The sequence below is a fragment of the Pseudomonas sp. G.S.17 genome (assembly GCF_038096165.1).
GTDB lineage: Bacteria > Pseudomonadota > Gammaproteobacteria > Pseudomonadales > Pseudomonadaceae > Aquipseudomonas.
In genome coordinates this window covers 948,645-966,075 of record NZ_CP151076.1, presented here as the reverse complement: position 1 = coordinate 966,075, position 17,431 = coordinate 948,645, and the positions used below count along the sequence as shown (strand labels likewise).

Here is a 17,431-nt window from a genome sequence, read left to right as displayed (position 1 = left end):
ACTAATTATTTTTTTACGCGGGTGAAACTGTTTTTTTATGTGCTGCTTACGCCTGCCGGCCCCTTAGGCGATATCGCTCATAGCGAATCGTCCTACCCACAGTACAAACGCGTCCTTACGATCCATGCTGCTGGCAAACACCCAAGGGCAAAAAACCGCTGATCGCTCAGCGGTTGATTACCTGTGGATTTGTTACTGCTTACCCTGCTTGTCCATCAGGGCTGCGAGCATTTCGTACTCTTCGCCAGTCAGGTCAGTCAGTGGAGTCCGCACCGGACCTGCGTCATAGCCAGCGATTTTGGCGCCGGCCTTGACGATGCTCACGGCATAACCGGATTTGCGGTTACGAATATCCAGGTATGGCAGGAAGAAGTCGTCGATCATTTTGCCAACAGCAACGTGATCGTCCTTGGCGATAGCGTGGTAGAAGTCCATCGCCAGTTTCGGTACGAAGTTGAATACCGCAGACGAGTAAACCGGTACGCCCAGTGCTTTGTAAGCAGCGGCGTAGACTTCAGCGGTCGGCAAGCCGCCCAGGTACGAGAAGCGATCGCCGAGGCGACGACGGATCGAAACCATCAGTTCGATATCGCCCAGGCCATCTTTGTAACCGATCAGATTCGGGCAACGCTCGGCCAGCTGTTCCAGCAGCGGAGCAGTCAGGCGGCAAACGTTACGGTTGTAGACGATAACGCCGATCTTGACCGATTTGCACACCGCTTCAACGTGGGCGGCAACGCCGTCCTGGCTGGCTTCAGTCAGGTAATGGGGCAGCAGCAACAAACCCTTGGCACCCAGACGCTCGGCTTCTTGCGCATATTCGATAGCCTGGCGGGTAGAACCGCCAACACCGGCAAGAATCGGCACGCTGGTAGCGCAGGTATCGACCGCAGTCTTGATCACTTCGGAGTATTCGCTGGCTGCCAGGGAGAAAAACTCACCTGTACCGCCGGCCGCGAACAAAGCGCTGGCGCCGTATGGGGCCAACCACTCAAGACGTTTGATGTAGCCAGCGCGATGGAAGTCGCCCTGAGCATTAAAATCGGTAACCGGGAAGGACAGCAGACCGTGGGAAAGGATGGACTTCAGTTCTTGTGGATTCATTATTCGAACACCCTAGGGAAGCAAAAAAAGTGAATGGATCATCAGTCCTGCGCTGATGTCGTAAGTCATCGTACAACTGAAAATAAGATGACTCAACAGGGATTTAGAGATTTTTGCTTCAGCGGTCAATGACGGCTGGATGAAGCCCGCAGGAATGGGGCTTGGCGGGTTTTGGTATAGAACGAAAGTCGTACGACGTCTTTGGATGCCTGGACGGCTGACACTGCACGGATTCGTAGGACCGGCTTCAGCCGGGAGAGCGCGCTCCCGGCTGAAGCCGGTCCTACGTCATGGCACCTTGTCTTCTCAAGCCCGCTGCGATTCAGCCTCTTCATGGGCGTGGCGCAAGCGTTCGCGGCTGTTGGTCAGGTGCAGGCGCATGGCGGCGCGGGCGGCGTCCGAGTCCTGGCGGGCGATTGCGTCGTAAATCTCCTCGTGTTCCCGGCTGAGGCGATTCATGTAGTGCTGTTGATCGTCATGAGCCAGGCGTGCCGAGTTCAAGCGCGTGCGCGGAATGATGCTGGTGCCCAGGTGGGTCATGATGTCGGTGAAATACCGATTGCCCGTAGACAGCGCGATGTGCAAATGGAACTGAAAGTCCGACGCCACGGCATCACTGGCATGTGCAGCGCTTTCGTTCAACGCATCCAGCGCGTTGCGCATGGCCAGCAACTGCTCGTCCGTACGACGTTGCGCGGCCAGGCCGGCAGATTCCACCTCCAGGCTGATGCGCAATTCGAGGATCGCCAGCACATCACGCAAGGTAACGATGGTGGCGGGATCGATGCGGAAACCGCTCGGGCTCGGCGTATCCAGCACAAAGGTGCCGATGCCATGCCGGGTTTCGACCAGGCCCGACGCCTGCAGGCGCGAAATCGCTTCGCGCACCACCGTGCGGCTGACGCCCTGCTCTTCCATGATCGCCGACTCGGTCGGCAACTTATCCCCACGCTTGAGCTGTCCGCTGCGAATTCGCTCAGACAATTCAGTGACCAGCTCTTGCGCCAGGCTACGGTGCTTTCTGCGGGCGCGAGGCGGAGCGCTTTGATTTTCCATATCCAACATCAATCTCACGGCAGTTAAGGGAACAATGATAGCTCACGGCGTTGTACGATCACATGCGTAAAAACGACTCGACCTGCAACATATCTATACAACCGCTTCAGGATGCGGCTGTTCGAGCAGTTGCCCGCCCTCAATACGCAAGTGACGGCGATGAAAACGCTTGAGACTGCTGCGATGACCAATGCTCAACAGGGTCACGCCCGGCAATTCATCGATCAGCGCCTGATACAGCGCAGCCTCGTCTTCTTCATCCATGGCCGAAGTCGCCTCATCCAGATACAACCAGCGCGGCGCGAACAACAATGCCCGGGCAAATGCCACGCGCTGCTGTTCACCCGGTGACAACATCCGTTGCCAGTGATTACTTTCATCCAGACGCGGAATCAGATGGCTCAAGCGGCAGGTTTGCAGAATCTCGGCAAAGCGCTCGGCGGGGTAAACGTCGCTGGCCTGTGGATAACTTAACGCGTCGCGCAAGGTACCGATAGGCAGATAAGGCTTTTGCGGCAAGAACAGATAGCGTTCCGCCGGCACGACCAACTGGCCATGGCCATCATTCCACAAGCCACCCAACGCCCGCAGCAACGTGCTTTTGCCGCTGCCGGACCGCCCGCTGAGCATGACGTGCTCACCCGCAGCGATACTCAAATTGGCATTGCTCAGCAATTGCCGACCCGCACCGAGCTGCAAGCCCAGGCCTTTCAAGCTCAAGGCATCGCCGTCGTGACGAATATCGAAGGCTGGCTCGCGTTGTTCGTTCTTGGCCATGGCCTGGCGGAAACTCAGCAAACGATCACAGGTCGCGCGCCAGGAAGCCAGCGTGGTGTACGCGTCGATAAACCAGCTGAAGTTCTCCTGCACGTTGCCGAATGCCGAGTTGATCTGCATCAGGCCGCCCAGCTCGATCTTGCCCGCGAAGTAACGCGGCGCGGCGACGACAAAGGCGAAGATTATGGCGATCTGCGAATAGCCAGCAGTGAAGAACGTCAGGCGCTTCTGCACTTTCATGATCGTCCAGAAATTCCCCCAGACCATGCCGAATCGTGAACTCAGGCGCTCATTCTCGTTGGGCTCGCCGTTGGACAGCGCAATGCTTTCGGCATTTTCCCGCACCCGAACCAGGGCGAAACGCAGGTCAGCTTCGTAGCGTTCCTGTTGGTTGCTGAGCAGGATCAGCCGCCGGCCGATCAGGTGCGTCAGCCAGCTGCCCGCCACTGCATACACCAAAGCCGCCCAGAACATATAGCCAGGAATAGTGATGCCGAACAATTCGATACTGCCGGAAACGCCCCACAGGATGATGGAAAACGAAACCAGGCTGACCACTGTGCGCATCAGCCCCAAACCCAGCGACAAGGTGCTGGTGGTGAACTGATCCAGATCCTGGGACAGGCGTTGGTCAGGGTTATCGGTATAACCGCCCTGCTCCAGCTGGTAGTAATTCTTGTGACTGAGCCATTTGGCGAAATGCTGCTCGGTCAGCCAGCGCCGCCAGCGAATGGTCAGCATTTGCGTGAGATACAGCCGGTAAACCGCACTCAGAATGCCCACCGCAGCGATCCCGCAGAAATACAGAATCTGCTGGGTGAAGGCTTCCAGGTCTTTCTTTTCCAGCGCGTTATAAAAGTCGCGATACCAGCTGTTGATCACCACCGAAATGGCGACGCTGAACAGCGAAAGGGCAATGACCGCTATCAGCAGAATCCAGGCCAGGCCCTTTTCTTCACTGCGCCAGTAAGGGGTCGTGAGTTTCCATACTCGCGAAAAAAAAGCACCTTCAACGCTGTCATTGACCGTTGAATATTCGGCATTGCGGCTCATGGGTGATGTCTCGGCTTCAATTGAAGTTCAGCGTTCGGGATCAACCTGAACGCTCGACACGATCATCCTTGAATGGTTTTTGCTTTGACTCAGCGACGCACCGGGCGCTTCTGCAACTTGCGCTGCAAGGTGCGTCGATGCATGCCCAGCGCGCGGGCCGTGGCCGAAATATTGCCTTCATGCTCGGTCAGGACGCGCTGAATGTGTTCCCACTGCAAACGGTCCACCGACATCGGGTTTTCCGGCACCAGGGTATCCAGATCGGAATGCCGGGAAAGCAGCGAGGCCAACACGTCGTCGGCATCTGCCGGTTTGCACAGGTAATTGCACGCGCCGCGCTTGATCGCCTCCACGGCGGTGGCAATGCTCGAGTAACCGGTGAGGATCACCACGCGCATGTCCGGGTCCAGCTCCAGCAGCTTGGGCAGCAGAACCAGACCGGAATCGCCGTCCATCTTCAAGTCCAGCGCGGCAAACTCGGGAATGTCCGCCTGCGCCAGAGCCAGGCCTTCTTCGGCGGAACCTGCGGTACTCACGCGAAAGCCGCGACGGCTCATGGCTCGGGCCATCACTCGGGTAAAGGTCGCATCATCGTCAACCAGCAACAGATGCGGCAGCTCTTCGCCTTCAACCTGGATTTCGTCACTCATCTATGTCTCCTCGGGCATCACGGGGCAGACGCAGCTCAGTGAGCGTGCCGCCTTCTTCATGACTGTAGAGTTTTACCGAGCCGCCTGCGCGGGTCACGCTGGCTTTGCTCAGGAAAAGGCCCAGGCCGAAGCCTTTGCCCTTGGTGGTAAAGAAAGGTTTACCGATTTGTTCGGCAATGGCCAGCGGCACCCCTGCGCCGTGGTCGCGAATACTGATGCAGATTTCTTCTACGTCCCAGCCCAGACTGACTTCCAGCCCTTCCGGGCAGGCATCGGCGGCGTTGTTCAGCAGGTTAAGCAACGCTTGGGTCAAGTCCGGCGGCGGCGCAAGCATGGGCGCTGTATCGGTGCCCAGCAACAGAAAACGATAACTGGCTTCCGGGCGCATCAAGTGCCAGCGGTTGAGGGCTTCATCCAGCCAGTGCGTCACCGCCTGCTTTTCCACCGCCAGACGTCGATTGGCCTCGGAAGCGCGGACCAGTTGCTGCAAGGTCAACTTGCACTGTTTGACCTGCTCCTGCAGCACCGCCAGATCGTCCTGCAACGCCGGATCGTGATGATCCTGGCGCATCTCTTTAAGCAGCACACTCATGGTCGACAGCGGCGTGCCCAACTCATGCGCCGCGCCCGCCGCCTGGGTCGCCACGGCGAGCAATTGTTGATCGCGTAAACCCTCTTCGCGGCGCTCGGCACGCAGTTGCTCCTGGCGGCGCAGCTCTTCGGCCATTTTCGCCGCGAAGAAGGTGATCACCGCAGCCGCCAGAGCGAAACTCAGCCACATGCCGTAAACCTGCAGGTTTTCCCGCGCAATGGGCAGCGTGTCCAACGGATAGAACTGCACCAGCAGCAAGGTGTACGCGGCCAGTGCGATACCGGAAAGAATCAGCGAAAAACGCCATGGCAGCGTCACCGCAGCGATGGTCAGCGGCACCAGATAATAAGAAACAAACGGATTGGTCGAACCGCCGGAGTAGTACAGCAGCGCGCTATGGATCAGCAGGTCGAAAGCTAGCTGCACGGCATATTCCAGCTCGGTCACCGGCAGCGAAGTGCGCAGCCGAACGGCGGTCAGGACACACCAGACCATGGAAAAGCCAAGGGTAATAGCCAGTTGCATCCAGGGTAGCGGCAACAAGTGAAACAGGTAGGCAATCCCCACCGATCCAGCCTGCGCGGCCAGCACCAGCATGCGGATAAGCGTCAGACGCCAGAGGTTCTGGCGAGTAGCGGACAACAATTGAACGGGGGCGAGCATGAGCTCTCCTGATGAGTGCTCCAGGCGAATCGGAGCGAGTATAACCAGCCACAGGTGAAAACTGCGAAAAGTGAGGCATCTTTCATTTGGCGAAGGGGGGAGCAAGCCTGCTTGCGAAGGCAATGTTTCAGACCCGAAGAACGTGATGAATATAAATACGTCTTCGCGAGCAAGCTCGCTCCCACGGAACATGTGTTTATTCAACAGAGTTGGCGGGGCCTGTTGAGAGGAACCTGCCCCCGCTTTCACAGTCTGATAGCTTTGCGTCTCAGCTCGACCACACCTCCATAAAAGGAAGTTTCCATGTTCAGCCTTCGTCCAACTGCCGCCCTCCTCGCCCTCGGCGTCGCTGCCCTGTCCAGCGTTTCAGCCATGGCTGAAGACCTCCGTTACAATCAGATTTCCGTGCGCGCCGAAGTCGACCAGGAAGTCGCGCGTGACTTGATGAACGTCACGCTGTACAGCGAGGCGCAGAACACCGATCCGGCCAAACTCGCCGCTGAAATCACCGAAACCCTGAACAAGGCACTCGCGCAGGCGCGGCAGGTTAACGGCGTGACGATCCGCCAGGGCAATCGCAGCAGTTATCCGGTCTATGACGACAAAGGGCAGAAGATCACCGGCTGGCGTGAACGTGCCGAGCTGCGTCTGGAAAGCGCCGATTTCGCGGCACTGTCCAAACTCACCGGCGAGATGCTCGGCGACATGAAAATGGGCGGCATGGACTTCTCCATTGCCAAGCCAACCCGCAAAGCCAGCGAAGATGTGTTGCTCAAGGATGCCGTGACAGCGTTCCGCGCGCGGGCACAGCTGTTGACCGAAGCGCTGGGCGGCACGGGCTACAAAGTGATCCACCTGAATTTCAATACTTCGGGCTATCCGCAGCCGTATCTGCGCGCACCGGTCATGATGATGAAGGCCGAACGCTCTGACGCAGCGCCAACGCCGGATGTCGAAGCCGGCACCAGCCAGGTCACGGTCACCGCCGACGGCGTGATTGAAGTCGCCATTCCCTGATTGACCCTGGCGGCAACTATGGTTGCCGCCATTTCCTGTACGTCCCGCCGACACGTCGCAACACCTGCGTTCCTTCCCCCTACACGCTTTGCCGACCGATCTGATTCCGCCATTTTTCTCAGGCCGTAAACTCACACCCCGCTACACCCACATTCATTTTTATGTGCACGTCGCTGACAGTCGCCTGCGACTGCACGCTTGCGCTCACTCCAGAGGAATCACGGATGAATCCTTCGCAAACACTTGTTGATAACAACACAGCCGTCGAACCCCTGCCCGTGGCACTGCGCTTCGAAGCAGGCAAAGGCGACCCTGTAACAGCCACCCACGGTGCAATCGAAGCAGTGCTTGGCAAGCTCGATCTCACTGCGTTTCAGATCCGCGCCATTTATTACGGCAACTGGCTGCGGGATTACTCCCAACTGCTCGACCCGAAACTGGTTCGCGCTGTTGGCACGCCGAAAAACTTCCCGGACGTGTTGTCCCGAGAGGCCTTGACCAAGATCGTCGATGTGCTGGCGGTCCGGGAATTCACCGGCCTGATGGCAATTGATCGGCAGCAATTTACCGTGACGCCCGAGAAACTTGGCGTTTACCGGCCCAGCGAACACCTCGACAACCCCAAACCCGCCAACGACAAACCCACCGATCCGAAAAACATCGACGCGGATTTCGAAGACTGGGTCGCGCCTGATGATGCTTCGCTGCAAGTCGACCCTGAAACGTCGATGAAGCGCTATTTGCAGCGTGGTGTGGACTTCATGACCGCCGAGCTGAACCTTGCGCGCGAGGCGGGTCCGCAATCCGCCGATGGCTTGCAGGCCTTCGGTTCCGCACTGCATGTCCTGGAGGACTTCTTCGCCCATTCCAACTTCGTCGAACTCAGCCTGAGAAAGGTGGGCTATGACGACGTGCTGCCATGGACCTCCAAGGCCGACTGCAAGCATGGTTTGCCCCTGGTGACCGGCACTTTTGGCGGCAGCGATATCATCGGCAGTCTGGCGGCACCGCTGGGCAAGATCCTGTTCTCTACCGACGACAAACCCTTCGAAGCGACAAAACCCGGCGTGCGCTATGAGCGCGACCAGATCCTGCAAATCCTGCTCAGTGAACATCCGGACCCGCGTTTGTATGAGGCACATGAGGCATTTTTGACCGCGCGCGATAAATGGGCCGGCCTGGGGTTTGCCAGCCAGGTCGAACAGATACTCAACATCATCGTTACGCCGGGCAGAATCGTTGGCAACGCTGTCGGCACCGCCATGCAAGGCTTGACCACCTTGTTCGGCAACAGCGTTGGCGATGGACAAACCAGCTGGGGTGATGACCCCCACACCAGCGGCTCGACAAACCCGTCCCACTCTCAGCTGTCCAAGGACCATGCCGAACATCCGCCGCATCAGCTTGCAGCACTGCTTGCAGAAAATGCCGTACTTCGCGTCGGGCAGGCAATGGCGGGGCATTGGGAACAAAAGCCCGAAGTTCAAGACCCTGCGCAAGCAGCCGCGCACTACTTTACCCACCCTATGGACAGTGACTGGCAGGACGCACTGGTACGCGAATGGGCGAACAACAATCCCGCCCTTGTGAAGCGCGCAACCAGCAAAAGCGAGCTGGAAAACATCAGCAAAGAAGTGCTGGAAAGCGCCAACAAGGCGATTGAGCGATTCAAAAACGAAAGCAGCACTTTCCTGAGTAAATTCTTCGAAATCAATTCAGCCAAAGATGTGTGGGACCTTCTCTTCGGCAAGTAGAGACGCCGGCAGAGCAACATCAAGATGTTTGTGGGAACCCGCGCTGTGCGGCACTATCCGATGCCTATCGTTTGTCGAAATTCAGGCACGGCTATTGCCGCACTTCGCGAGGACTCCATGACACCGACGCTCTTCAAACCGCTGTTGCTGACTACCGCGCTGCTGGCTTGCGCGCCCTTTGCCCAAGCCGCCAGCACCCTTGTGTATTGCTCGGAAGCCAGCCCCGCAGGCTTCGATCCGAGCCAGTACACCAGCGGCACGGATTTCGATGCGTCCGCCGAAACAGTGTTCAATCGCCTGACGCAATTCAAGCGTGGCGGCACTGAAGTCGAGCCAGGGCTGGCAACCCGCTGGGATGTTTCCAGCGACGGCCTGACGTACACCTTTCACCTGCGCCCCGGCGTGAAGTTCCACACCACCGATTACTTCAAGCCAAGCCGGGATTTCAACGCCGACGACGTACTGTTCACTTTCAATCGGCTGCTGGATGCCAACCAGCCGTTTCGCAAGGCTTACCCGTCCGAGTCGCCCTATTTCACCGACATGGACATGAACAAAACCATCAAGAGCGTGACAAAGGTCGACGACCAGACCGTCACGTTCAACCTGAACAACATTGACGCCGCTTTCGTGCAGAACCTGGCGATGAGCTTTGCCTCGATCCAGTCCGCCGAATACGCCGACCAGTTGCTCAAGCAGGGCAAGGCCGAAGAGATCAACCAGAAGCCGATTGGCACCGGCCCGTTCGTGTTCAAGCGTTATCAGAAGGACACGCAGATTCGCTACGACGCCAACAAGGCGTACTGGAAACCCGAGGACGTCAAACTCGATCACCTGATTTTCTCGATCAACAGCGACGCTGCCGTGCGGTTGCAGAAGCTCAAGGCCGGCGAATGCCAGGTCAGCGGTTATCCGCGCCCGCAAGACATCGAACTGATGCAGAAAGACCCGAACCTCAAGGTGTTGAGCCAGCCCGGCTTCAACCTGGGATTCCTGGCTTATAACGTGACCCACGCGCCACTGGATCAACTCAAGGTGCGTCAGGCGCTGGACATGGCCATCGACAAGCCGGCGATCATCAAGGCGGTTTACCAGAGCGCCGGCCAATTGGCCGAGAACGCCATCCCGCCGGGCCAGTGGAGCTACGACCCAACCGTAAAAGACGCGCCATACGACCCGACCAAGGCCAAAGAGCTACTCAAGGAAGCCGGCATCGCGCCAGGCACCCAGATCAACCTGTGGGCCATGACCGTCCAGCGCGCGTCGAACCCCAACGCACGCATGTCGGCGCAGATGATTCAGGCCGACTGGTCGAAGATCGGCATCAAGGCCAACATCGTCAGTTATGAATGGGGCGAATACATCAAGCGCGCCAAGGCGGGCGAGCACGACGTGATGATCTACGGCTGGACGGGCGACAATGGCGATCCGGACAACTGGCTCGGCGTGTTGTACAGCTGCGCGGCGGTCAAGGGCAGCAACTACGCCAAATGGTGTGATCCGGCCTACGACAAACTGGTGCAACAGGCCAAGCTGACCACCAATCGCGACGAGCGAATCAAGCTTTACCAACAGGCCCAGCACATTCTCAAGGCCCAGGTGCCGATCACGCCGATTGCCAATTCCAAGGTCTTCCAGCCGATGCGCAAGGAAGTCCAGGACTTCAAATTGAGCCCGTTCGGCCTGACACCTTTTTATGGGGTCAGCCTGAGCCAATAAGCCGGACCAATCCAAAATATTGGTAACACTCGCGCGCTAACCGGGTGCAATCACCACGATCGGTTGCGCGCAGTTGGTGCGTAAAACATTCCCGATTGCGACGCGCAAACGATCAAATGCGCCAATAATTATACTTTTGCGACATTCGTGTACGCTCGTGCCACACATTGTGTCTTCTTTGACGTCAGGATCTTGCTTTGGGTATGGCCCCTGCATAACTATCACTCAGGTCTGACTCACAAGGTCATTCCCTCTCTTAAAAAATGACAACAACTGAGGCCACCATGCTCAAACAAGCGGTCATTCCGTTTCTACTCAGCGCAGGTTTGCTTGCTGCAGCTCCTTTCGCCCAGGCAGCATCGAACCTTGTGTTCTGCTCCGAAGGCAGCCCGGCCGGTTTCGACCCAGGCCAGTACACCACTGGTACTGACTTCGACGCAGCGGCAGAAACCATTTTCAACCGTTTGAGCCAGTTCGAACGTGGCGGTACCGCAGTTGTGCCAGGTCTGGCCACCAGCTGGGATATCTCTCCCGACGTGCTGACCTACACCTTCCATTTGCGTGAAGGCGTCAAGTTCCACACCACGCCTTACTTCAAGCCTACCCGCACGTTCAATGCCGATGACGTGCTGTTCACGTTCAATCGCATGATTGACAAGGATATGCCGTTCCGCAAAGCGTACCCGACCGAATTCCCGTACTTCACCGACATGGCCATGGACACCAACATCGCCAAGATCGAAAAAGTCGACGACCACACGGTCAAGTTTGTCCTGAAAACCGTTGATGCTGCGTTCATCCAGAACATGGCAATGAGCTTTGCCTCTATTCAGTCCGCTGAATACGCTGCGCAATTGCTCAAGGAAGGCAAGGCTGCGGACATCAACCAGAAGCCGATCGGCACTGGCCCGTTCGTGTTCAAGAGCTACCAGAAAGACTCCAACATCCGCTACACCGGCAACAAGGATTACTGGAAGCCTGAAGACGTGAAGATCGACAACCTGATCTTCGCTATCACCACCGACGCGTCGGTACGTGCGCAAAAGCTGAAGAAAGGCGAATGCCAGATCACTGCTTACCCACGTCCAGCCGACCTTGCGCCACTCAAGGCCGACAAAGAGCTGAAGATGCCGGATCAGGCAGGCTTCAACCTGGGTTACATCGCCTACAACACGATGGACAAGATCAAGGGTGACGACAAGCCAAACCCTCTGGCCATCAAGGAAGTACGTCAGGCGCTGGACATGGCCGTGAACAAGCAAGGCATCATCGATGCCGTGTATCAGGGCGCGGGCCAACTGGCTGTAAATGCCATGCCGCCGACCCAATGGTCGTATGACACCACCATCAAAGATGCTCCGTTTGATGTTGAAAAAGCCAAGGCGCTGCTCAAGCAGGCGGGCGTCAAGGAAGGTACCGAAATCACCCTGTGGGCGATGCCGGTTCAGCGTCCTTACAACCCGAACGCCAAGTTGATGGCCGAAATGCTCCAGTCCGACTGGAAGAAGATCGGTATCAACGCCAAGATCGTCAGCTATGAATGGGGCGAGTACATCAAGCGCGCCAAGGCTGGCGAAAACGGCGCCATGCTGATTGGCTGGAGCGGCGACAATGGTGATCCGGACAACTGGCTCGGCACCCTGTTTGGCTGTGATGCCGTCAACGGCAACAACTTTGCCAAATGGTGTGACAAGCCGTTCGATACCTTGATCCACCAGGCCAAGGAAACTCCGGATCAGGCCAAGCGCACCGAACTGTACAAACAGGCGCAACACCTCCTCAAGGAAGCCGTACCGATGACGCCTATCGCGCACTCGACGGTTTACCAGCCTATGCGTACCTCCGTTCAGGACTTCAAGATCAGCCCGTTTGGTCTGAACTCCTTCTACGGCGTCAGCGTTAGCGGCAAGTAACAATGATGTAATTGCGCCACTACTGTGGCGCAATTACATTTATCAGCCGTTAAGAGAAAGTTATTCGACAAGTGGCAATTTGTTTCCATATGGAAATTTCCTACTTTATAGACGACTTATTCCTACGAACTGCGTCGGCATAATTTCCATTTACTGTATTGGCTGACCGACATACCTTCGACGCCGGCAGTAATTGCCATTACCCCTATAAAAACAATCAGGAAGAATTCCGGATTGGAGTTTTCCTTTTGTCAGCGATTAACGATGGACGATTTCAGTTCGTCCCGCGTTCGTTGCTCACTCGTTGAAGGATAAGGAGCATCATGAATAAAAATATCGTCATGGCGTCAGTGTTCGGGCTTGGCCTGGCCAGCGCACCGTTCGCCCAGGCCGCCAGCAGCCTGGTGTTCTGCTCTGAAGGCAGCCCCGCCGGTTTTGACATTGCCCAATACACTTCGGGCACCGACAACGATGCAGCCGAGCCGATCTATAACCGGCTCACCGAATTCGAACAAGGCGGCACCGGCGTGGTTCCGGCGCTGGCGACCAAGTGGGACGTCTCGCAAGACGGTCTGGTCTACACCTTTCACCTGCGCGAAGGGGTGAAATTCCATAGCAATGCCGTTTTCAAACCGAGCCGCGATTTCAATGCGGACGACGTGCTGTTCACCTTCAACCGCATGCTCAAGCCGGATCATCCATTTCGCGTTGCTTACCCGACCGAATTTCCGTACTTCAGCAGCATGGGCCTGAACAAGAACATCAAGTCCGTGGAGAAAACCGCTCCGCTGACCGTGGTCTTCACCCTCAACAAGGTCGATGCCGCTTTCATCCAGAACGTGGCGATGAACTTCGCGTCGATTCTGTCCGCCGAATACGCCGATCAACTGCTCGCTGCCGGCAATATGCGCGATATCAACCAGCAGCCAATCGGTACGGGGCCGTTCGTATTTCAGCGTTATCAGAAAGATTCGCAGATCCGCTACAAGGGCAACAAAGAGTTCTGGGACCCGAGCCGGGTCAAGATCGACCAGCTGATTTTTGCGATCAACACCGACGCTTCGGTGCGCCTGCAAAAGCTCAAGAAGAATGAATGCCAGGTGACGCTCAACCCACGTCCAGCCGACGTTCACGCGCTCAAGGAAGACAAACAACTGAAGGTCATCGAACAAGCTGGTTTCAATCTCGGCTATATCTCGTACAACGTGCGTCATGAACCGTTGGGCAACCTGCAAGTGCGTCAGGCGCTGGATATGGCCGTGAACAAACAGGCCATCATCAACGCCGTCTACCAGGGCGCGGGCCAGCTGGCCGTCAATGCCATGCCGCCGACCCAATGGTCTTACGACGACACCATCAAGGACGCGGGCTACAACCCGGAAAAAGCCAAAGAGCTGCTGCGCGCCGCTGGCATCAAGGAAGGCACCGAGCTGACCCTCTGGGCCATGCCGGTACAGCGTCCGTACAACCCGAACGCCAAGTTGATGGCTGAAATGCTCCAGGCCGATTGGGCCAAGGTCGGCATCAAGGTCAAGATCGTCAGCTATGAATGGGGCGAATACCTCAAGCGCACCAAGAACGGCGAACACGATATCTCGCTGATTGGCTGGACCGGCGACAACGGTGATCCGGATAACTGGCTCGGCACGCTGTACAGCTGCGCATCGATTGGCGGCAACAACTACTCGATGTGGTGCGACGAAAAATACGACGCCCTGGTCAAAGCCGCCGTTGCCACCGCCGACAAGACTCAGCGTATCGACCTGTACAAACAGGCGCAGCAGTACCTGAAGCAGCAAGTGCCGATCACGCCGATTGCACACTCAACGGTCAATCAGCCATTGCGCGCTGAAGTTCAGGGTTTCCACGTCAGTCCGTTCGGTCGCAACAACTTCTCCGGCGTCAGCATCGCCGAATAACTACGTTGATCCATCTGGAGCTCGCTGCCTTTATCGCAGGCGGCGCGCTCCGCTGTTCCAGAGATTCATGTTTTCGATAAAAAAAAGCCGGGCCATAAGTTCGGCGCCTTCAAGCCAGACCAAAAAAACTGGCGTTTATAAGAGCAGTAAAGGGAGCGTCACCGTGAAGAAAGTCAACACCGCTGCATTCGCCTTGTCCATCGCCACCTTGAGCGCAATGGTCCAGGCAGAACCAACCAGCCAGGCATTCGTGCCCACCGAGCTGAGCTCGAAAAGCGCACAGGGAGAAGCCAATGGCTTCTTCGAAGACCAGCACCTGACCGGAACCACGCGCAACTGGTACGCCAACGAGCTGGCCCGTCGCGACACCAGCTTCTCTTATCGCAAGGGCGGCGACACTCCAACGCCAACCTCGCGTCGGATCAACTGGGTGCAGGGCACCATCGTTGACTACACCTCGGGCTTCACTCAGGGCACCGTAGGTTTCAGCACCGAAATGGCGCTATACAACGCCATCGCCCTGGACCGTGACCGCAAGGACATGGCTGGCGGTTCGAACCGTACCCTGACCGAAAACGACGGCGACGCCGTGGGTCAGTGGAGCAAAATGGGCCTGGCCAACGTCAAGGCGCGGATCTCCAACACCACCCTGACCGGCGGCCGCCAGTCGGTGAACACGCCTGTGATCGCCTACATCGGCAACCGTGCGCTGCCATCGAGCTTCAACGGTTTCGCCCTCAAGAGCGACGAGTTCAACAACCTGTCGTTCCAGGCCGGTAGCTTCGACCGCGTTTCGCCGCGTACCGAACAGAGCCTGACCAAGTTCCGCTCCGAATACGCCAGCACCACCGCCTTTGCCGATCGCATCGACATGGCCGGCGTTGACTACAAGCCGTTCGAGAGCCTGACCACCAGCTTCTACGCCTCGAACGTCGAAGACTTCTGGCATCAATACTACTTCGCCTTCACCCACGAACTGGGTGACACCGATGTAGTGGGCCTGAGCACCAACCTGAACTACTACAAGACCAAGGATGCCGGCCAGCGCAAGCTCGGCCCTATCGACAACGACACGTACAGCCTGTCGTTCACCGCGACTCACAAGGCGCACAGCCTGACGCTCGCGTATCAGGAAGTCGAAGGCGACGAATACTTCGACTACGCCCACGAAACCAACGCCATCTTCCTGGCCAACTCCCTGCTCTCGGACTTCAACGGCCCGAACGAGAAATCCCTGCAGATCGGCTACGTGCTGAACATGGCCGAATACGGCGTGCCGGGCCTGAAGTTCAACGTTTACCAGGCGCGCGGCTGGGGCATCGACGGTACGCATTACAAAGGTACTGCCTATGACGTGAAGAGCATGGACGGCGAAAAACACTACGAATATGGCGTAGGTACTTCGTATACCGTACAAGACGGCCCGCTCAAGGCCACCGCTGTACGCGCGACCTACACCACGCACCGCGCCAGTGAATTCCAGGCTGATGGCAGCCTGAACGAGTTCCGTCTGGTCACCACCATTCCGTTCAACATCCTGTAAGCGTTATCGACAAGGCCGGGCGGGCGCCCAGCGCATGCCCGGCTCACAGGCGTTATCTAATGGAGGGTTCCTATTGAAACTGTTATCACTACGCAACTCGATTGCCCTGGCACTGTTCAGCGTCGCAGTCGGCGTCTCGGCAAAACCCTTGGTGGTCTGCACCGAAGCCAGCCCCGAAGGCTTTGATATCGTTCAGTACACGACAGCGGTTACCGCCGATGCCACGGCAGAAACCCTCTTCGACAAGCTGGTCGCGTTCAAGCCCGGCACCACGGACACCGAACCAAACCTGGCGGAAAGCTGGGACATCAGTGAAGACGGCCTGACGTACACCTTCCACCTGCGCAAGGGCGTCAAGTTCCAGACCACCGATTACTTCAAGCCGACCCGGGAAATGAACGCCGACGATGTGTTGTGGAGCTTTCAGCGCCAGCTGGACCCCAAGCATCCCTGGCATGCAAAATCCCTCACCGGCTTCCCGTACTTTGAAAGCATGGGCTTCAATGACCTGGTGAAAAACATCGAAAAACTCGACGACCACACCGTCAGGTTCACCCTGGCGCGCCCGGAATCGCCGTTCCTGCGCGACCTGGCGATGCCGTTCACTTCGATTTACTCGGCCGAATACGCCGACCAGCTGCTCAAGGCTGGCAAGACCGCCGAACTGAACAGCAAGCCCATTGGCACAGGCCCGTTCATCCTGACCCGCTATGCCAAGGACGCCCAAGTCCGATATAAAGCCAACCCTGATTACTGGAAGGGTGTGGTGCCCAGCGAGGCGCTGATTTTCGCCATTACGCTGGACAGCAATGTGCGCTTGCAGAAGCTCAAGGCGAACGAATGCCAGGTTGCGCTTTATCCGAAGCCGGACGACATCACCAGCATCAAGGCTGACCCCAATCTCAAGATCGACGAGATGGAAGCCATGATGACCAGTTACATCGCGATCAACACCACACATAAATACCTCAGTGATGTGCGGGTGCGTGAAGCGATCAATATGGCTTTCGATAAAAAGGCGTACATCAAGGCGCTGTTTGGCGAGGGCAAGGCCACTGAAGGCGTAAACCCTTACCCGCCTACACTGTTGGGTTATGCCGCTGACATCCAGAATCCACCGCATGATCTGGACAAGGCACGTTCGCTGCTTAAGGAAGCAGGCGTACCGGAAGGCTACGAATTCAGTCTGTTCCTGCGCAATGGCGGTGCGGTGACCAACCCGAACCCGGCCCTGGGCGCGCAAATGATGCAGGCGGATCTTGCGAAAGTCGGGATCAAGCTCAATCTGCGGGTGCTGGAATGGGGCGAGATGCTCAAACGCGCCAAAGGTGGCGAACATGACATGGTGTTTGCAGGCTGGGCCGGCGACAACGGCGACCCGGATAACTTCCTGACGCCAAACCTGAGTTGCGCTGCGGCCAGTAATGGTGAAAATTACGCGCGCTGGTGCAACAAGGCATTTGAGGAAGCGATTTCCAAGGCTCGGGAGAAGACCGATCCGGCCGAACGCGCCGCCTTGTACGAGCAAGCGCAGCAAATCGCGCGCAAGGACCTGCCATGGATAAGCCTGGCGTATCCGAAACTGTTTACTGCAATGCGCAAGAACGTCGAAGGCTATCAAATCAGCCCGCTGACCAATAACAACTTCGCCACTACCAGGGTGAAGTAGAA

Annotated in this window: 12 protein-coding genes; 7 read left to right on the top strand and 5 right to left on the bottom strand. The window is 57.3% G+C overall.

The genetic code is table 11. The features are described from left to right. Positions 1–192: 192 nt before the first annotated feature. The 5 genes from kdgD to AABC73_RS04280 form a co-directional block, all read right to left on the bottom strand. Positions 193–1,104: a 5-dehydro-4-deoxyglucarate dehydratase gene (gene kdgD, locus AABC73_RS04300; RefSeq protein WP_341522604.1), complete on the bottom strand. Its 912-nt coding sequence runs from the start codon at positions 1,102–1,104 to the stop codon at positions 193–195. A gap of 306 nt (positions 1,105–1,410) precedes the next feature. After that, positions 1,411–2,160, bottom strand: a complete 750-nt coding sequence (locus tag AABC73_RS04295) for a FadR/GntR family transcriptional regulator (protein ID WP_341522603.1) — start codon at positions 2,158–2,160, stop codon at positions 1,411–1,413. Positions 2,161–2,253: 93 nt separating this feature from the next. After that, positions 2,254–3,990 carry an ABC transporter ATP-binding protein/permease gene (locus AABC73_RS04290; protein WP_341522602.1) on the bottom strand — a complete coding sequence of 579 codons (1,737 nt, stop codon included), beginning with the start codon at positions 3,988–3,990 and terminating at the stop codon, positions 2,254–2,256. Between the two features lie 89 nt (positions 3,991–4,079). Continuing rightward, the gene (locus AABC73_RS04285) at positions 4,080–4,640 is read right to left on the bottom strand and encodes a response regulator transcription factor (RefSeq protein WP_341522601.1); all 561 of its coding nucleotides are present in this window, start codon (positions 4,638–4,640) and stop codon (positions 4,080–4,082) included. Then, on the bottom strand, positions 4,633–5,895 hold the full coding sequence (locus AABC73_RS04280; protein ID WP_341522600.1) for an ATP-binding protein: 1,263 nt from the start codon (positions 5,893–5,895) through the stop codon (positions 4,633–4,635). Before AABC73_RS04280 ends, AABC73_RS04285 begins: the two co-directional genes overlap by 8 nt. Before the next feature lie 303 nt (positions 5,896–6,198). Here AABC73_RS04280 and AABC73_RS04275 point away from each other — a divergent pair, with 303 nt between their 5' ends. The 7 genes from AABC73_RS04275 (at position 6,199) to AABC73_RS04245 (ending at position 17,429) form a co-directional block, all read left to right on the top strand. After that, entirely contained in the window at positions 6,199–6,912 is a 714-nt protein-coding gene (locus tag AABC73_RS04275) for an SIMPL domain-containing protein (RefSeq protein ID WP_341522599.1), read from the top strand. A gap of 224 nt (positions 6,913–7,136) precedes the next feature. After that, on the top strand, positions 7,137–8,666 hold the full coding sequence (locus tag AABC73_RS04270; RefSeq protein ID WP_341522598.1) for an HET-C-related protein: 1,530 nt from the start codon (positions 7,137–7,139) through the stop codon (positions 8,664–8,666). A gap of 117 nt (positions 8,667–8,783) precedes the next feature. Further along, positions 8,784–10,385, top strand: a complete 1,602-nt coding sequence (locus AABC73_RS04265; RefSeq protein WP_341522597.1) for an ABC transporter substrate-binding protein — start codon at positions 8,784–8,786, stop codon at positions 10,383–10,385. Positions 10,386–10,669: 284 nt separating this feature from the next. Continuing rightward, on the top strand, positions 10,670–12,298 hold the full coding sequence (locus AABC73_RS04260; RefSeq protein WP_341522596.1) for an ABC transporter substrate-binding protein: 1,629 nt from the start codon (positions 10,670–10,672) through the stop codon (positions 12,296–12,298). A gap of 323 nt (positions 12,299–12,621) precedes the next feature. Continuing rightward, the gene (locus AABC73_RS04255; RefSeq protein ID WP_341522595.1) at positions 12,622–14,217 is read left to right on the top strand and encodes an ABC transporter substrate-binding protein; all 1,596 of its coding nucleotides are present in this window, start codon (positions 12,622–12,624) and stop codon (positions 14,215–14,217) included. Between the two features lie 163 nt (positions 14,218–14,380). After that, positions 14,381–15,760: an OprD family porin gene (locus AABC73_RS04250; protein WP_341522594.1), complete on the top strand. Its 1,380-nt coding sequence runs from the start codon at positions 14,381–14,383 to the stop codon at positions 15,758–15,760. Positions 15,761–15,833: 73 nt separating this feature from the next. Continuing rightward, a complete protein-coding gene (locus AABC73_RS04245; RefSeq protein WP_341522593.1) occupies positions 15,834–17,429 on the top strand; it encodes an ABC transporter substrate-binding protein in 1,596 nt (531 codons plus the stop codon). Positions 17,430–17,431: the final 2 nt, after the last annotated feature.